Here is a 15,412-nt window from a genome sequence, read left to right as displayed (position 1 = left end):
ATCGTTATGTTCTTATTTATGATAATGATCTAAACCTGTTGTACTCATTACAGGAGTGAACTCTATTATACTATATTCTGCTACTTCTTTTTGTATTAGCGGATCTTTATCTAAGATTCTATAAACTTCTTCTTCAGACTCACAATTTGCAATTACAATTCCTCCATTTCGAGGTGATTTAGGCCCTCCTATTATAAATTTCCCTGTCCTGTATTGTTTTGAAATATAACTACGATGGGCTTCAGTAAAACGATTAACTTCTTCTATTGGTTTAACAAAATTAAAATTGATAATAAACATCGTATATTTTTTTAGTTCTTAGTTACAATTTTGACATCTAAACTATTCCGGTTTTATATCTAAATACCGTTCTTTTATGATATTAAAATGTCTTAATTCATGTCCCGCTATATGATATGCTAATCCCCTGACGGTTCTTTTATTAATATTTCCGTCAGATACACCACTTCTCATAAAACAATCATCTGGTAAATATTTAAAAAGGGCTATGGTCGATTTTCTTACCATCTCATATTCATCAAATATACTTTCTAAACTTCGATCGTTAGCTTTAGAATAAATTGCATACTCATTTTCTTCGAATCCCGGTAAAGACGTTTTGTCATTTCTTGCATACCGCAATGCCCGGTAAGAAAAAATACGTTCATCATCAATAATATGTACCAGAATTTCTTTAATAGTCCACTTATTCTTAGCATACCTATGGTACAATTTTTCTTCCGGCAGATTGTATATAAAGTTTTTGATTGCTATGAAGTTATTCCACAAATGATTCAAAATCTTGCCGTCATCCTTCAACAAGTCTATGTATATGTGAGAATAAGATGGAAACTCACCAGATACAGGTTTATCAATTATTCTCATAGCACTTTGTTTATATTGTTATTCGCCCAGGTTTCTATTAAAAATCTGGCGATAGAATCTGGTCTTGAAAGTGTTAGCTCATCTTTTGAAACACTCTCATATAGTTGTTCTGCCGAAAACCAACCCGCATCTTTAATTTCTTCGCCATCTACCTGAAATGCCGTATGCTCTACCTCAGCTACAAACCCCATCATTAAAGAAGATGAAAACGACCATGGTTGCGAATCAACATAGCGTAAATTGGTTACATCTACATTTACTTCTTCTTTCATTTCTCTTACCACAGCATCTTCAAGGGTTTCGCCAATCTCGACAAATCCTGCAAATGTCGAACACATATATCCATTATCAATTTTTCTTTTACTCAATAAACATAATGACTGCCCCTCTTTTGGTTTATATTCAATAAGTACAATGATAGCTGGTGAGATTTGTGGATAGAAAATAGTAGCGCATTTCGGGTTTTTACATTTTTTGCTATGCCCGTTTTCCCAACTTTTAGTATCTGATCCACAAGCACCACAAAACCTGGTTATCTGATGCCACTTATTAATCCCCAAAGCATAGGCCAAAAGTGCTGCCTCTTCGTTTTCTAATTGACCTCCCAAATCTCTAATATCATAAAACCGACCTCCTTTTAAAATTTCTGAAACACTTTTCACATTTGCCTCTGTTAGCTCGGCTGTCCATATTTTTTTGTCTTTCTGTACTCCCAAAAAAGAGCTGTTAAGTGAAATCTGATTGAAGAGTTCTAATGGAAATAACGCCAACTCTTTTCTTTTTCTCTCTTGAAAGAAGTAAAATTTATGCTGAAACGAAATAATTAAAACATCATTTGCAGAAATGGTTGAAGAAACTCTTCTGTTTTCAATATCTCTATCAAAAAAGGGATTGCTATAATATTGTTTTTTCATTTCGAGGTATAATTATTTGCCCAGATTTTTGCCCATTTGCCCAGAGGAGATAATAATTCGAATAACTCTTTTCCCTGCTGAGTTAAGATGTATCCATCAATAGAACGTTCAATAAGGTGAGATTCAGTTAATTCTTTTAATCTCTTATTTAACGTAGTAGGAGAAATTGATTCGCAATATTCTTGTAACTTTCTAAACGTACTTGGACCTTTGTATAAATGCCATATTACTCCCATAGTCCAACTTCTTCCTAATAGATCAAAAAGAGCCATAATAGGTTGACCGGTTTTTGATCCTCTAACTGGTTTTCCTGGTTTTGGTGTTGCCATAATAAATCTTGCTACATATTTGATAGCAAAGCTACATAAAGTGTAGCAATCAAACAACAAAAATAATACTTAAATAAAATATCAACTCTACCTCCTCTATTATATATTCTTTTAAAAATGATATTTTTCGATTTCTTTTTCTGACATCATATTTGATTCATAGTATCCTCGGTAGATGGGATTAATTATATACTATTTTATAATTGCACTTATATAGGTATAGAAATTCTTTGAATTTTCTATCATGTGCCAATGTCCTACACCTGTATAGAGTTTATTTGGAATATATTGCTCGTTTATAAATTCCTGAGTTTCTTTTGGGGTATCCAAATCGCCCCAAATATATACCTTATTACAAGTCAATTTCTTGAACTCAAACCCACATTGATTGTCCTTAATATATTCCTGACTCGTAATCGCCCAGTTACGCATTCCCTGAGGCTCAGCAAACCTAAGACTACTATAATATCTTTTATATCGTTCTTCTTTTATTGCATTTTCAAAAACCTCCTTTTCAAAGGATTCTATAAATTCTGCTGCTGTAGTATACTGCAAAGGTTTGCTTGAAAAATAGCTATCTGCTTCTGTTAGATTCCCCTCTATATTGATATAATAATTAATCTTATTTACTAATTGTTGGCAGACCCAGGTACCTATTAGCGCCCCTATCGAATGTGCCACAATATTTACTTTTATATTGTTCTCTGTTTCTTTTTCTATTACTTTGGAAAGCAAATCTGCTTGCTCTTTAATCGATATATAATCAAAATTCACAGGGCTAACTCCAAACCCGGGAAGATCTACAACATAAAGATTAAATTTGGATACTAGATCAGAGTTAAAAACCTCTTTATATGCTAAACCAGAATCAGCAAATCCATGTAAAAACCAAATCGATTGTTTAGTCTCATCTACGATATTACATCTTATAAATACACCATCAACAACTTTTATTGTCATATATCTTATTTTTTTAAAATGTAGAAATTATCATTTGTGCTCAAAAAATCTATATGCTTTTCATGACATATTAATGCATTCTACCTTTTATAATTTGCTAGTCATTTTACCAAGATTTATTTTTTCGACTTTCGTAAAATGTATTTCCCTTACAAACTCCATTTTTCCCCATAGGTAAGTATTACCTTTTAGTCCTTTTGTAGTTTTCATTCTTCTGTTTAATCGTCCTGTTTCTTTATCAGTTGCTTTTCTCCTTTCTCCTAGCTCTCCATAGAGTTTAACCGCTGGATAATTAGGAAAATTTCCTTTAAACAATGATTTGATCCAAAAAAAACGATTACTATTTACTCCCAAGGCACATATATTTTTATTTGCTTTGGCATGTTCTGGCAATTTTGAAGGGAATTTTTCAAAATAAAAACCTGTTTGATTGTCATTCAGAAATAATGATCCTATTGGGGTAACGGTTGGGTTATTATCAGCATCAACAGATGCAATTGACACATAAAAATTAGATTTAAAACTTTTATTAAAATGCTGTCGTACTGCGTTCCAATTTGTTTGTATATCCATACAGTTTCTTACTTTTTTAGTATCCTATATTTAATAGCTCTTTATATGGATCTCCTTTCAAGCCTAAAAGTTGAGCAAACGCCTGTTCGGTTTTTATTCCGTTAGATTTTAATTCTTTTATTTTAGACCGAAATTCAACTCCTTTTTCCTTCAAAATCTTATATTCTACGATCATATGCCTATATGCATCTTGTTTTTCGACAGGAATATTTTGCCCAAAAATTTCTATATCAAAACCACTGGATCGAAATTGACAAATCGTTCTTTTTATTTCATCAAATATTCGAGTCGATATCACAAAACTGTTTTCTTTTTCAAATGACTTGATAATTAACTTTGAAAACTTTGTATGATCTTCACATTCACAAATGATATCCAGATCACTTTCCGGCACATCAATATCAATAGGTATAGTTCCTGTAAGAATTGGGGTATATACTCTCAATACCTGCATAATATCTAACTTCAATAAGACATCGTATGTTTTTCTTTGTCGAATATTTCCAAATTTTAAATATTCTATATTTCTAAAATCTGTCATGACTAATTAAACAAAAACTATTATCAGTGTAAGGTATAAAACAGCTATAAAAGTATATTATAAAATTAAGTTAATGCCTTTCAAAATAACCATTTGATCCTTTATCGTCACTTTAAAAGTATTACCCACAAACTATTTCATTAATTCACAAGGTTACTTATATCTAATCCTGTTTGTTTTTTAAATATAGAGAAGACTTCATTTTTTTATCTCCCTGTTTTCAGTGAAATAATGGTATCAGCAATTCACCTTATAAAGATTCTGATATGTTTTTTGTTCTTCAGAAAAACAAACTACTATCCTACTTGCCTCTTGATGGATTTAACTTTACTTCTGAATTCAAGATTTGAAATTGTATAAATCAGGTATTCTGGTTTCAATATATTAGTTTACATACCATTTATTCTTTGTTGTATGTAGTTTGTTTTTGTATTGTATTAATATCTATTCTATATCCAGTAGCATTTTGTCCATCTGGACTCCCTATTATTATACCGTAAAACACATTACCATCAATCAATATGTTTTTTTTATTGTATATAGATAGATCTAATCTTTGATCTTTGCTCATTACGGGTATTGCTATTTCATCATCTAACAGTATTTCCCAATCCCAGAACATATGGCCAGCCCCTTTTCCTGTTTTATTGGGAGTATATGTTCTAAGTATTCCTTTAACAATTATTCGTTTATTTTTATTTTTTTCAAGGCATTTAAAATTAGTACAAGTAGTATAATTCTGATCTTTTAGAACCTTACCATCTTTTCCTTCTTGTCCATATGAAATCGTGATTACCATAATCAAAAGAAGAATGGTACTAAGCTTTGTATCTATTTTTTTAAACATTGGAATATATCTTTTTGAAATCACACAAAATAATAACACTTGTGTACCATTACCAAACATCGAGAATAAAAACAATGTTGCCTAATGTTTAGCTGTTTATTTATATTTTACTCAGAGCTAACCTTTCTATGGTTCTACTTTTAATTAAAAGCCATATTGTCAATAAAAATTCACCTAAAAAAGTATAGTCAGAAAGAGTAGGTATTTGCAGGTTTGGATAGAGAAACAAGAATATCGAATCTAGGGTATAACCAATACCTGCAATCACTAACATCACTCCGATAAATTCAGAGATTCGAGTATCTAATTTAAAGATCAAAATACCAAGTGGAAAAAGCCAAAGTCCCCAAAAAATTACAGCAATATGTGCACCATGATTGTGAATGGTTGAAAAGAAATCCGTTAGATTTTGGCTTTCTGTTGCAGAGAGATCACTCATACCATTAATTACTATCATGGCAAAATGATTAACCTCGTTAACCAAAGAAATGGCTGCTCCAAATAACATTAAGATTAGCATAGATAATCCCATTGTTTTATTAATGGATGACAATAGTCTATAGAGGTAAATTACAAGCAGGATACTAATAACATTCATAACAAGAATACTAAATATTCCTACTCTAAACATAAATGAGTTGTTTTTAATGTTTTCTACGGTTTTTGCAATATCCCCTTTTATTTCTATTTGAGGCAGAGCATAAACAAAACCATACATACCTATTATAATAAGTGCTAAATAAAAAAAACCTGCCATTAATGCATTTTTTGTCGGTTTGATGTTTTCGATGTTTTTCATTTCATTTATTTTTCATAGGTGAATACCTCTTCTAGAGATTTATTAAAAACTTCGGCTATCTTAAAAGCTAGCTCTAGCGTAGGGGAATATTTTCCTTTTTCGATTGCCATTATTGTATGCCTTGTAACCCCAACTTTTTCTGCTAATTCTTGCTGTGTCATTTCCTTGTCGAGAAAGCGCAATGTTCTAATGGTATTAGTTATTTTAATGTCTTTCATTTTAAATACTTTTTTTTGCGTAATAAAATTCAGATAGATTCTGGACTACAAAAGCAGCAAATATCGAAAGGAATAGAAGTTTGAACATAGTCGTAATTGATATTCCCAGAACGAGAAGTCCCATCGTTATCACAAAGCCGATCATAAATGTGTTGTTGAAATTTCGAGTGGCTCTAAGTTTGATCAGTTGACCAAATTCATCTGTTAAAAATTTCTCCTCTCTCTTTTTGGTCATAACAGAATTCATTATACTGTATAACACATACAAAACAATTCGTGAAATAATCATTATAGGAATAAACAGTAGTATTGAGGCTCCCCAAAAAGGTAATTCTCCCATAGATAAAATTTTGTTATTATAAACATTTAATAGAATGATATAATAACTTAGAAATGTGATGATATCAATGATCAAAAATACAATTGGTCGTTTTTCTTGTGTTGTCATATGTTTTCATGTTAAGTTAACAAAATACGACACAAAGGTAATGATTTTTTACTCAATGTAAAATATTTTTAACATTGCTTGTTATTTCAACCCACTTTACGAAGATTAAAATTTAAAAAAAAATTAATTGATTATTATGAATACCAAGGAATTACAGGCACTATAAGAGTATAAAAATTCTTACTACTAATTTATTCTACATACAATGTATCTGCTTTCATTTCTTTGGTTATCCATTCTTGTAGTTTGTTTACTCTAATGGTATTAAGGCTATCGGATACCTGAAATTTCCATCTAGGGAAGATAACTTGCACGGTATCTACTTTTAAGAAGTTTGACTTTTGCACCTCGCCATATCCTAGTTCTGCCAAATCAGGGAATCGTATTTTTGCATCTTTTGCTATACTGGCGTATGGCATCACAGTTATTGGAACCACTTTATTCGCTTCTCTAAGTTGGGTTTCTAGACCCGCCATCTTAATCTTAAGATCTTCAATCTCATCCAGAAGTTTATCGTTTTCTTTTTCTACACGATTTAACTGCACTATAGATCTGTCGTATGCTTTGGATATCTGATCAATACCTCTCGACTTATTACCATTTATTGCTAGTGCAAAATCACTAATACTAGTATATTTTTTAATTTCATTTTGCAAATCACTTACTGTTGCTTCATTAATTTCCCCATCAAAATATAATTTTATAGACTCATTATTATAGTCGTAAAAATCCTTTCTTAGGTACAAATTTTCATTAGCATCAATTTCATTAGCTTTAAACGCTTTATAATCCCGATCTGCATTACTTTCATTAAGAGTAACATAAAATGTATAACTCGCAGGTATCATTACCAATATTGCCAATAAAGAGGCTAACTGTGCAATACGTTTCCTTTTAGCAGAGTTAGCGTACCGTAACATAGGAAAACGCAATAATTTGGAAACAATAAAAGTAGATAATGCAATAAATGTGGCATTAATAGAAAACAAATACAATGCTCCCAAAGCATACTCCAATTTCCATTCTGCAATACCATATCCTACCGTACACAGAGGAGGCATTAACGCAGTAGCAATAGCTACTCCTGCTATGGCATTAGGCATTGTTCCTTTTTTCGACTTGGCGACAATCAATGCCAAACCTCCAAAAACTGCAACTAATACATCGAGTATAGTAGGTGCCGTCCTGGATTCTAACTCGGGAGTCAATTCTGTTAACGGAGAAGCCCAGAAATATAAAGTGGCAGCAAGAACACTTAGACCTACCATTACACCCAGGTTAACCAGGGATCGTCTTAAAGTATCAATATCATTAATAGCAATGGATAACCCAACTCCAACAATCGGCCCCATTAATGGAGAAATTAACATCGCTCCTATCACTACTGCGGTAGAACTTACATTAAGGCCAATAGACGCTACAAATACCGAAAAAATAAGAATCCAGGCATTATGTCCTTTAAAAGGGATATCATTTTTAACATCCTCTATCGTTTGATCTTTATCTGTTTCTGATCTTATATCTAATAGTTCTCTAACAAATGTATTAGCGCTGGCAAAAAGACCTTTGGCATCTCTCTTTACTGTTTCTGCCATCTCGTCCTGATCAGGAACGGGTTGATTTGTATTTTCTGTCATTGTACTTTATCCGTATTGTTCTCCGTATGTTTCTTTTACTTTTTTAAGCACCTTTTTAATATCCTGTTCTTTCTTTTTGGGATAGATTAAAAGCACTTCTTCTTTATCTATAATAATATAATCCTGTAGCCCATCGACTACTACTATTTTATCATCAGACGTTCTAATCATATTACCAGATGCATCTTCTGGTAATACTCTGGCATTAACTACAGCATTATTAGCTTCTGTTTTATCCAACTTATCGTATAACGATCCCCAGGTTCCTAAGTCATTCCAATCAAAAGTTGCCGGAAGCACGTATACATTATCTGCTTTCTCCAAAATAGCATAATCAATAGATATATTCTCTGCCAGCGGATAATTTTCTTGTATAAAATCGTTCTCCTGCATCGTATTATAGACGACCGACCCTTTTTTGAATAAAGCAGTCATCTCTTGCTGAAATTTTGCAAAAGCAGTTATAATACTTTGCACACTCCAGATAAAAATCCCGGCATTCCATAGATAGTTTCCTTCACTTAAAAACTTTTTGGCAGTATCATAATCTGGTTTCTCTGTAAACTGAACTACTTTTTTCTTAGCGTCTTCGCTTTCTTTATTATATTGAATATAACCATATCCTGTATTAGGAAATGTGGGTTGAATTCCTAAGGTCATCAAAATATCATTTTCTAAACATGCTTTAAAGCTATATTCTAAATTTGCTATAAATGCATTTTCATCCTCGATCCAATGATCACTAGGAGCGACTACCATTACTGCATCGGGGTTATCTTTCTGGATCTTTAATGCCGCATACAAAATACATGGTGCGGTATTACGCATTGCAGGCTCCGTTACTACCTGTCGTTGTTCTGCTTCTGGCAACTGTTCTAAAACCAGATCATTATATCGTTCGTTAGTAAGAATAAATATATTTTCTTTGGGAACGATCTTAGCCAGACGTGAAAATGTACGCTGGATCAACGTTTCTCCAGTTCCTAACATATCGTGGAACTGTTTTGGAAACTCTGACGTACTCACAGGCCAAAACCTTGATCCTACTCCACCTGCCATCAATATTGCATAAAAATTTTTGTTCATAATCAATTTAATAGTTCAACTTCTGCGTTTGGGTTAAAAAGGTAAATTCTGCCAGTATTGAGTTCTACGCATTCATAGCGTTTTACTTTCTTATTACCTTTCTTAAAGACTTTTCCATTGTATAAACGGAAGACACTTCCGAGGGGTAACTCAAAGATATAATTTTTATCATTAGCAGGGTCATATTGTTTTAATGCCAATGATAACTTTTCATCGGTATCACTACTAGCTCTTGGGTTTTTAAAATGGTGCGCTATAACTGGTAATAATCTGGTTGGAAATACTTCAGGATTAATATAGGGTAACATTAATTGCTGGAAGGTTTTTTTCCATTCTATCCCATGCGGTTTTATATAACGTCCATATTTCTCAAAAGCAACAAGATGTGCTACTTCATGAATCAATGTAATAAGGAAACGGTATTTATTAAGAGATGCATTTACAGTAATCTGGTGTCTCCCATCCGGCATTTTGCGATAATCTCCATGCCGAGTAACTCTCTCATTAACGATTTTAAGATGTACATTACATTTTATAACGAGATCAAATGCCTTATCTACAGATCGTTCTGGAATATATTTCCTTAATATTTCTTTCAAATGCACAAAATTATTAATCTTCCTTTTACTTGCGCAAAATACAAAATTAAGCGCACGGGAATAGCACGCTTAATTTAATATTTTTTTTACTTTTTTACCCATTTAAAATACACAAAGATTACACCCCCTAATACTAGTAATGGCCAGATATAAAACAATAGCAATGTTAGGTTTTCTATAATCGACCAACCAAAAGACAACCCTTGTTTTGCTTTGTCTAAAAAACGAGGTTGGTATTCTGCAGGCTCTTCTTTTGGAATTATAGTTTGATATACATCGACCTGAACTGTACTATAAGACACTTTATTACTTAAATATTTTAATCTTCCCTGAGCAGATTCGATTTCTTCCTGGAGTAAACTAAGCTTTTCTTCGGTCTTTAAAATATCCTCTACCGTTTTAGCCCTTGTTCTTAAAATGGTTTCATAACGCTCTTTTACATCCAATTTTGTTTTTAATCGTGATGTAATATCAATATACTCTTCAGTCACATCTATTGTAGATATATTTTTATAATCCACGAATTCTGCCAACCCACACACACTATCCAAAACAGTATCGAATTGATCTTGAGGAATTCTGATCGTAAAACGATTTTCTTTAGTATAATTTGTATTTGTAAATCGCTCGTCAGAAATATATCCTTGGTATTTTAAAGCTATTTTTCTAGCCAATACCGTTGCTTCTTCAACATCTTTCACTTTAATTCGACAATTAGCATTCTTAATAATCTTTAGCTTGGTATCAACATTATTTTTTTTAGTTTTCACTCTATCACTATCCAGCAGCGTTACTTCTTCTGTTTTTTCTTCAGATTCAATACTTGCTAACACAGGTGTTTCTCCTGTATCTTCGAGCATAATATTCTCTGAGTCTAAAGCATATTTACTTTCTCTATTAGAACAAGAATATCCCAATAATGTAACTCCTACTAAAATTATTATTCTGCTTATTTTAAATTTGTTCGTTTTCATTTTTTATATTTTTTATCTTGTTAAACTGAAAACAAACTTAAAACCAAACCTCATCTATCTATTGTAGAATACTTGTAAAGGAATTGTAAAACATTTTACAAAACATAAAATATTCATTATCAAAATATTACAATCATAACATCTGAAGAAAAAATACTATTCGATCTCCTTAAAAAAGCAGTTGCGCAACAGTTTTTAAAGGAAAATACTGCTTCGAGTTATGATATTTCTGATTGGAAAGGACAGGATATTATATGGTTTCAGGAAGATTTACAAAAACGAGTAAAAGCTTCGATTAGCGAAAAATCTTTCTATAGTTATTTTAAAAATTCTTCAGAAAAATTACCTCGTGTTGATATCCTTAATCTACTCTCACAATACTGTGAATATAGAAACTGGAATGATTTTAAAAGTAATCACACCGTTTCTTCAAATTCTACAAAGGCTCTAGATATCCCTAAATGGTTTTGGGTTGTACCATTAAGTCTTGGTCTATTCATGATAACATATTTCTTAATTCCTACTGAAAACACCTTTAGTTTTTGCTTTATCGATCAGGATAGAAATCGACCTATTACTAAGATTCCTATTGATATTATTATACTAAACGATGAAGAATCTCCCTTTTACTCAAAAAGTGATAGTACAGGCTGCTTTATCTGGAAAACAAAAGATGATTATATTCGTTTTGTAGTCCAGTCTCCTTATCATAAAACCGATACCATATATCGAATATCCTCTTCTGATCGTCGTGAAGATTTACATATTAAGACAGATGATTATGCATTGATGCTTCATTATTATGCTAACGGAAAAGTTAACGATTGGCAAAACAGACGAAAAGAGTTGTCTAGAATAATAGCTAATGATGCAACTATTTTTCAGGTACTACCACAGCGATTAGGTATTGAAATGTATACCAAAGATGAATTTATAAATAAACTAACTACACCAACACAAAGCTTAAAAGATATTGAAATTATAGAATCCCGAAGATTAAATGGACAGATTGTTAAACTAAAATTCAGGATAAAATCATGAAAAGATTGATATACATCATAGTTCTTTTGTTCTCATTTGGCTGTGCTAATAATGCATCTAAATCAATGGAAATGGATACTGTAGAGAGTTTTGAAAAAGTAGAAGAGCAATCTGAGCTTTCTGAGCATGATGCCTACACCCTGATAATCTCCCAGAAACTTCAGGAATATCTGGACAAAAAGACATTGGCCAAGACCAATCCTGATTTTACTGTAGATACAAATAAAAATGAATTGCTCTCTATAGAGGAAGGAGCCCAGCTCAAACATATTAATTTTATCACTCCTTTTGAAACTGTTTCAGATTCTGTAAAAAAAGTAGTAACACAAGTTGTTCTTGAACATCAGACTGATACTATTATAACATTGATTAAAACGTCTATCATTACTATTGATAACGAAGTTTTTAAAACGCATAAAATAGAGTTCGAAAAAACAGAAGGTGTCCAAAATTAATAAAACCATCGATTAAGATATAATCGATGGCTTTTCATATTCAATTTTATAACATCAACAGTGTAGTAAGGTCAAGGATCTGTTTACCAAGCCCAAACTCTATATGATGACGTTTTATCATTCCATGATTTTTTCCAGAACCACCATCCCGATAGAGTGTAATTCCTTAAATCGTTTACTCCGGCAACAGTTTGGAAATATGGAGAATAAAAATTTAAGGTTCTACCGTTATAACAACTATGCTGGTATAATCTCACATATGCTCTTCTCCCCCATGGTTTGGTAAATATAAGAGAAGACATATGGTCATTATATCCTCCCAAATTCCAATCTTTATAATAGTATTTATTCGTTCTTCGTATACCTGTCATTTCTGCAACATAGTTTATATGGTAGTAGAAATAGAAGTTTCCGGTACCATTAATCGATCCATCGACACAAGCTCCCTTAGTTATTTGCTGTTCTGATCTTTCCTTAGGAAAATCTCCTGCTAGTTTAGCAACATATTCATCCACCTCATCATTAGTATTAAAAACTTTTACATTAATGGTTGTTTCTCCTTCTTTTTGATCTTCAAAAAACAATCCTTGAGGAGCGTCTTTTTTTCCAAAAATACGCTCTGCCATTTGTACATCTCCATCTACTTTTACCACTTGGGATTCTTTGGTATCTAAAACATAAAGGACTTTAAATTTTTCCCCATAATAATCATAATTGTGTACAATCTCCACAATTCCTTGTTCTGGGGCTTTATCTTGAAGACTCTTAGTTGATTCAACACCAGATTCTTCGATATTTATTTCATCTTTATCACAACTCGTAAAGACAAAAAGCATCATAACTGACACTACGCAGAATTTAAAAATTATTTTCATTTTTTATGGTTTTAAGATTCCTACTCTATTTAAGGCTTTTCGGAGTTCGCCTATAGCTTTGGTTAGGGCTATCAATCATTTTTGGCGCCTTTAAAACTCTTAATAGCATATGTAAATGTATTCTTTTTCTCCTAAGTAAAAAGGGGGAAATATCCCCTTTTCTAAAAAAGAATACCTTACTCATAATGTGTACATCCATCAAAGCGTATAATGGTTACCCATTACCTACTTAATGAATAACCACTATGTGTTTTTATTAAAAAAATCAAGCTATTGCTCTAAGTAGTAAATACTATAGTGTTCGGCTATTGTAGCTTATATTAAAACTTTTGAAATTGGGGTTGATATAAAACAATTAATAAAGGAATAAGGATTCCTTTGACACTTTATAGAAGTGGTCTCAAATATACTTCTAAATGATTGTTGTTACATAATAAAACAGGTCTCACAGATTTTAAAAACATGTGAGACCTTATTAGGTTATGGTGTACTACTAGACACCTGAAGAGCTTTTCCGTTATAAAATTTATTTCCGTTTAAGGAGAATTCTTTTATATATTTTGCCATTTCTATTGCAGTCAAAGGTGCTTGATATCCCGGGAATGCTTCTTCCAACATTTCGGTCTGCACAGCTCCAAGAGCAAGAACATTAAAAGCAATGCCACTTTCTTTATATTCTTCTGCCAATAACTCGCTTAAGGTAATTACCGCACCTTTACTAGAACTATACGCTGCTAATCCAGGAAACTTCATACTTCCCTGTATGCCTCCCATACTACTTACAGTAACCACATGGCTTCCTGATTTCATATATGGTAAAGTCAAACGTGTAATTTCAGCTACTCCAAAAACATTTACCTTATACACCTCTTCAAAATCCTGAGTAGAAATTTCGCTAAAAGGTTTATTTAATAATTTACCAGCATTATTGATCAAGACATCTACTTCTTTCCACGAAGAAGAAATATAGTTACTCATCTTTTTAAGATCTTGTGGGTTACAGATATCAAAAGAAAATGTATGTATATTTTTATGTTGTAGGGCATAGATAGGCTTTTCATTTCTTGATAATGCCAAAACCTGATGACCTTCATCGGCAAATAGCTTTGCCATTTCATACCCTATACCTCTACTTGCACCTGTTATGATGATATTTTTCATTCTTCTGTAAAATTAAGCCCTATAAAAAATCATATGTTTCTTGACTTTTCAGATAGTCTCTTTTTATTAATTTAACTTAATTTCTTTATCCGATGTATTTGCCATTTTTGTAAGCACAGGAACACAATTGTTAATGAGTTCTGCCATAAATTCAAAATTCATTTCGGATGCTTCATCATCTACATGATGGTAATAGTCATAGTTTGTAAAATCAAAAGTAGAAATAGTCTGACAAGGCACCTTAAATTGTTCATAGAACGGATAATTATCGCTTCTTCTAAACAGTTGAAATTCTTTGGCTTTTGGTAAATACCCTATCAGTTCCGAACCTGCATATTCATTCATTTTTTGAGCCATATTAGATATTTCATACCCAGTAATATAGGCTTTATAGGGTTTATCATTTAATGGCACTCCTATCATTTCAAAATTAACCATAGCATACACATTAATATTCTTTTCTTTTAATACTTCTGCGAGATGTGCCGATCCTAGTAATCCTCTTTCTTCTGCTCCAAACAACACAAAAAGAATACTACGCTTGTTATTTTTCAATTGAGCAAACTGTTTAGACAGAGAAATTACCGCACTGCTCCCTGCTGCATTATCATTAGCGCCATTAGCAATTACATCTCCATTAACTTCTTTTCCTTTACCTATATGATCAAAATGCGCTCCTAATATGATATATTCTTTTGATAGCTCATCATCTGTACCTTTAAGAAATCCAACAACATTATATGTTGCTGTTCCTTTTGCATCAAAAGCGTCTCTATAAGTTTCAAAATAAGGTGCTATTTTATTTTTTTTAAACTCTTCTTCAATAAATTTTGCGGCTTTTTCTAGACCTTCACTTCCAGTATCTCTTCCTTCTAACTCATCACTAGCTAAAAAATCCACAATATTCTTAACATCAGAAACTTTAGTCTTTTCTACAGAAGTACTTTCTGTTGTCTTAGCTTGCGGTTGAGCAATTGTTCCTTGTTTGCAATTGATAAATAAAACCGAAATCAGGATGATCAATATGTTCTTTGTCATAAAAATATGTTTTGGATAAAGATAAAAAATCC

Annotated in this window: 20 protein-coding genes; 2 read left to right on the top strand and 18 right to left on the bottom strand. The window is 32.1% G+C overall.

Annotated features, from left to right (window positions below; genetic code table 11):
• Positions 1 to 12: 12 nt before the first annotated feature.
• From Z054_RS0121275 to Z054_RS0121205, 15 genes are all read right to left on the bottom strand, one after another.
• Complete coding sequence (locus Z054_RS0121275) at positions 13 to 300, bottom strand: YciI family protein (RefSeq protein ID WP_024772053.1); 288 nt, start codon at positions 298 to 300, stop codon at positions 13 to 15.
• Between the two features lie 42 nt (positions 301 to 342).
• On the bottom strand, positions 343 to 885 hold the full coding sequence (locus Z054_RS0121270) for a DinB family protein (protein WP_024772052.1): 543 nt from the start codon (positions 883 to 885) through the stop codon (positions 343 to 345).
• The gene (gene nudC / locus Z054_RS29000; RefSeq protein WP_024772051.1) at positions 882 to 1,799 is read right to left on the bottom strand and encodes an NAD(+) diphosphatase; all 918 of its coding nucleotides are present in this window, start codon (positions 1,797 to 1,799) and stop codon (positions 882 to 884) included. Before nudC ends, Z054_RS0121270 begins: the two co-directional genes overlap by 4 nt.
• Positions 1,796 to 2,128, bottom strand: a complete 333-nt coding sequence (locus Z054_RS0121260; RefSeq protein WP_024772050.1) for a winged helix-turn-helix transcriptional regulator — start codon at positions 2,126 to 2,128, stop codon at positions 1,796 to 1,798. The genes nudC and Z054_RS0121260 overlap by 4 nt, the downstream gene beginning before the upstream one ends.
• A gap of 192 nt (positions 2,129 to 2,320) precedes the next feature.
• A complete protein-coding gene (locus tag Z054_RS0121255; RefSeq protein WP_024772049.1) occupies positions 2,321 to 3,088 on the bottom strand; it encodes an alpha/beta fold hydrolase in 768 nt (255 codons plus the stop codon).
• A gap of 87 nt (positions 3,089 to 3,175) precedes the next feature.
• Positions 3,176 to 3,661, bottom strand: a complete 486-nt coding sequence (locus Z054_RS0121250; protein ID WP_024772048.1) for a hypothetical protein — start codon at positions 3,659 to 3,661, stop codon at positions 3,176 to 3,178.
• Positions 3,662 to 3,677: 16 nt separating this feature from the next.
• The gene (locus Z054_RS0121245; protein WP_024772047.1) at positions 3,678 to 4,202 is read right to left on the bottom strand and encodes a DUF4269 domain-containing protein; all 525 of its coding nucleotides are present in this window, start codon (positions 4,200 to 4,202) and stop codon (positions 3,678 to 3,680) included.
• Between the two features lie 400 nt (positions 4,203 to 4,602).
• Entirely contained in the window at positions 4,603 to 5,049 is a 447-nt protein-coding gene (locus Z054_RS0121240; protein ID WP_152538638.1) for a hypothetical protein, read from the bottom strand.
• Positions 5,050 to 5,149: 100 nt separating this feature from the next.
• Positions 5,150 to 5,848, bottom strand: a complete 699-nt coding sequence (locus Z054_RS0121235) for a DUF4386 domain-containing protein (protein ID WP_024772045.1) — start codon at positions 5,846 to 5,848, stop codon at positions 5,150 to 5,152.
• A gap of 5 nt (positions 5,849 to 5,853) precedes the next feature.
• On the bottom strand, positions 5,854 to 6,066 hold the full coding sequence (locus Z054_RS0121230) for a helix-turn-helix transcriptional regulator (protein WP_024772044.1): 213 nt from the start codon (positions 6,064 to 6,066) through the stop codon (positions 5,854 to 5,856).
• Position 6,067: 1 nt separating this feature from the next.
• Entirely contained in the window at positions 6,068 to 6,514 is a 447-nt protein-coding gene (locus Z054_RS0121225) for a hypothetical protein (RefSeq protein WP_024772043.1), read from the bottom strand.
• A 191-nt stretch (positions 6,515 to 6,705) separates the two neighbouring features.
• On the bottom strand, positions 6,706 to 8,151 hold the full coding sequence (locus Z054_RS28995) for a DUF389 domain-containing protein (protein WP_035093009.1): 1,446 nt from the start codon (positions 8,149 to 8,151) through the stop codon (positions 6,706 to 6,708).
• Between the two features lie 6 nt (positions 8,152 to 8,157).
• The gene (locus tag Z054_RS0121215) at positions 8,158 to 9,237 is read right to left on the bottom strand and encodes a mannose-1-phosphate guanylyltransferase (RefSeq protein WP_024772042.1); all 1,080 of its coding nucleotides are present in this window, start codon (positions 9,235 to 9,237) and stop codon (positions 8,158 to 8,160) included.
• A gap of 2 nt (positions 9,238 to 9,239) precedes the next feature.
• The gene (locus Z054_RS0121210; RefSeq protein ID WP_024772041.1) at positions 9,240 to 9,836 is read right to left on the bottom strand and encodes a SprT-like domain-containing protein; all 597 of its coding nucleotides are present in this window, start codon (positions 9,834 to 9,836) and stop codon (positions 9,240 to 9,242) included.
• An 86-nt stretch (positions 9,837 to 9,922) separates the two neighbouring features.
• Complete coding sequence (locus Z054_RS0121205) at positions 9,923 to 10,810, bottom strand: DUF4349 domain-containing protein (RefSeq protein ID WP_024772040.1); 888 nt, start codon at positions 10,808 to 10,810, stop codon at positions 9,923 to 9,925.
• A 498-nt stretch (positions 10,811 to 11,308) separates the two neighbouring features.
• On the opposite strand from Z054_RS0121205, the gene Z054_RS0121200 reads away from it, so the two are divergent.
• Positions 11,309 to 11,851: a hypothetical protein gene (locus Z054_RS0121200; protein ID WP_024772039.1), complete on the top strand. Its 543-nt coding sequence runs from the start codon at positions 11,309 to 11,311 to the stop codon at positions 11,849 to 11,851.
• The gene (locus Z054_RS0121195; protein ID WP_152538637.1) at positions 11,848 to 12,306 is read left to right on the top strand and encodes a hypothetical protein; all 459 of its coding nucleotides are present in this window, start codon (positions 11,848 to 11,850) and stop codon (positions 12,304 to 12,306) included. Before Z054_RS0121200 ends, Z054_RS0121195 begins: the two co-directional genes overlap by 4 nt.
• A gap of 83 nt (positions 12,307 to 12,389) precedes the next feature.
• Here Z054_RS0121195 and Z054_RS0121190 read toward each other — a convergent pair whose 3' ends face one another.
• From Z054_RS0121190 to Z054_RS0121180, 3 genes are all read right to left on the bottom strand, one after another.
• Positions 12,390 to 13,181, bottom strand: coding sequence for a hypothetical protein (locus Z054_RS0121190; RefSeq protein ID WP_152538636.1), 792 nt, complete (start codon positions 13,179 to 13,181; stop codon positions 12,390 to 12,392).
• 480 nt (positions 13,182 to 13,661) lie between these two features.
• Positions 13,662 to 14,342, bottom strand: a complete 681-nt coding sequence (locus Z054_RS0121185; protein ID WP_024772036.1) for an SDR family NAD(P)-dependent oxidoreductase — start codon at positions 14,340 to 14,342, stop codon at positions 13,662 to 13,664.
• A 66-nt stretch (positions 14,343 to 14,408) separates the two neighbouring features.
• A complete protein-coding gene (locus Z054_RS0121180) occupies positions 14,409 to 15,380 on the bottom strand; it encodes a M28 family metallopeptidase (protein ID WP_024772035.1) in 972 nt (323 codons plus the stop codon).
• Positions 15,381 to 15,412: the final 32 nt, after the last annotated feature.

The sequence above is a fragment of the Aquimarina macrocephali JAMB N27 genome (assembly GCF_000520995.1).
GTDB classification, from domain to species: Bacteria; Bacteroidota; Bacteroidia; order Flavobacteriales; family Flavobacteriaceae; genus Aquimarina; species Aquimarina macrocephali.
This window is presented reverse-complemented; position numbering and strand designations above follow the sequence as displayed.